This window comes from Streptomyces sp. WZ.A104 (assembly GCF_002382885.1).
Taxonomy (GTDB): domain Bacteria; phylum Actinomycetota; class Actinomycetes; order Streptomycetales; family Streptomycetaceae; genus Streptomyces.
The window spans coordinates 1-2,118 of the sequence record NZ_NWVL01000162.1; the positions used below are offsets into that span (position 1 = coordinate 1).

General features: G+C 72.1%; 1 protein-coding gene. It reads right to left on the bottom strand.

The genetic code is table 11. The annotated features are described in order from the left end of the window. Positions 1 to 144: 144 nt before the first annotated feature. Positions 145 to 2,115, bottom strand: coding sequence for a bifunctional serine/threonine-protein kinase/ABC transporter substrate-binding protein (locus CIB93_RS36875; RefSeq protein WP_096633119.1), 1,971 nt, complete (start codon positions 2,113 to 2,115; stop codon positions 145 to 147). Positions 2,116 to 2,118: the final 3 nt, after the last annotated feature.

Consider the following 2,118-nt stretch of genomic DNA (forward strand, 5'->3'; position numbering starts at 1 on the left):
CAAACTCCGCCTGCACAAGCTTCAACGCAACCAAACCACCACCAACAGAACGCCCCAAATACACCACCCCCATCCCACCCGCACCCAACCGCCCCAACAACCGATAACCCCCCACCCACACGGGATCACCCACACCCAGGGGCTTCACAGCTGCCCGATCACGCCGACCACGTCACCGAGGAACCTGAACCCGCCGCCCTCGACACGGTGGAGGAACATCCCGCTGTTCTCCCTGGTGATGTGGAACCGTCCGGTCTTCCCGTCGATCTCCAAGCGCTTGGTGATACCGGGGCGGTCAGCCCTGCGCAGCCGCTCCAGCAGGCGTTCCCGGTCGATGGCGGTGTCACCGGACGAAGCGCGCGGGGAGGGCCTGCCGCTGGACGAAGCAGCCGGGGAGCCGCCGCCACCGGCGATGTCGCGCAGGCTGTCGGCCACCAGGCCGACGACGTCGTAGGCCTCCGCCGCGTACGGGGCGGGCGGCGCGCCGAAGCGCCGACGGTGGGCTGCGGCGAACGTCGCCGCCTCGCCCTTCGCTGTCGCGTCAATGGTGGCGGAGGTGATCAGCCACCCCTCGGCCGCGTCGCCCGCCCGCTCCAGGAAGCGTGGGTCGAGGGCGAGTTCGGTCGCGATGCGCGGGCCGGTGAATCGCCGCCTGCGCAGCTCCTTCGCCACACTCGCGGCCGCGGCCCAGGACCCGGTGAACACCACCGAGTCCACCTTCTCCGCCAGCATGTGAGCGACCACGGGAGCGAAGTCCTCGGTACCGGCGGGCACCACCCGCGGAACCACTTCCTGCTTCTTCCGCAGGGCGGTGAGCGCGATCTGGGTGATCTGCTGGCTGTAGAGGTCGACGGTCCGGTCGGTGATCACACCGGTTCGGCCGATGTCGGACGCCGCCTCGCCGTAGAGACCGATCGCCCACCCCTGACCGCCGGTGGTGGGGCGGGTGTGCAGATAGGTCGCGTGCGGGGTGACGCTGGAGAAGTTCACCTGGGCGGAGACGGAGAGCAACGGCAGCAGCGCCTCGTCGTACACCCCGACGACCGCGCTGACGGCCGCGTCCGTGGTCGGCCCGATCACGGCGAGCACAGAACGGTCGGCGGCGAACTCCTCCGCCACGCGCACCGCTCGTTCCGGGCCGTCGGCGTCGTCGAGAGCCCTGACCTTCAGCCGGAACGGCTGACCCTCACGGGCGTTGAACTCGGCTACGGCCAGCTCCACGCCGCGCTGCTGTGCGCGGCCTGCCCGGCGGTGCTCGCCGGTCAGGGCGGCCTGCACCCCGATCGTGTACGTGGGTGGGGCACCGCTGTCCGCACCCGTGGTGGCGCCGGGCGACCGCAGCAGCGTCCACGCGCCCAGCCCGCCCCCGGCGGCCAGCACCACGCCACCCGAGACAACGGTCAGAAAGCGGCGACGGCTGGGCCCGGCGGGGGGCGGGCCGTCCACGCCCCTGGTGATCTCGGCCGCCTGCGCCGCCCGTTCGGCCGCGGCCCGCTCACTCCCTCCGGACACCTCGCCACCGTCGACGGGCACCGCGCCACCGTCGACGGACACCGCGCCACCGTCGACGGGCGCCGCCGGGTCGACGGTGGTGCGCTCGACGTCGGGCAGGGCGAGCATGGCGGCGGCCCGCTCCGCGACCAGTTGGGTCACCTGCTCCGGCAGCCAGGCCGCCACCTCGCCCTGTGGCGTGTCCTGTGCCCACTCGGTGACGATGTCCGCCGGGCCGGGCCGGGCCTTCGGGTCCTTGGCAAGGCACCGTTCCAGCAGGGGGCGCAGCTCCTGCGGCACCCCGTCGAGGTCCGGCGCGTCGTGCACCGTGCGGTACAGCATGGCCTCGGGAGCTCCGCTGCCGAACGGGGGTCGTCCGGTCGCCGCGTAGGCCAGGACGCAGCCCAGCGAGAAGACGTCACTGGGCGGGCCGATCACGTCGGCGTCCGCCCGCGCCTGCTCGGGGGAGAGGAAGCCAGGCGACCCGACCACCACATCGGTCGAGGTGAGCGCGGTGTCGTCGAGCGCACGAGCGATACCGAAATCGATCAACCGCGGCCCGTCCAACGCCAACAAAATGTTCGCCGGCTTCACATCACGATGCACCAACCCCGCACCATGCACCGC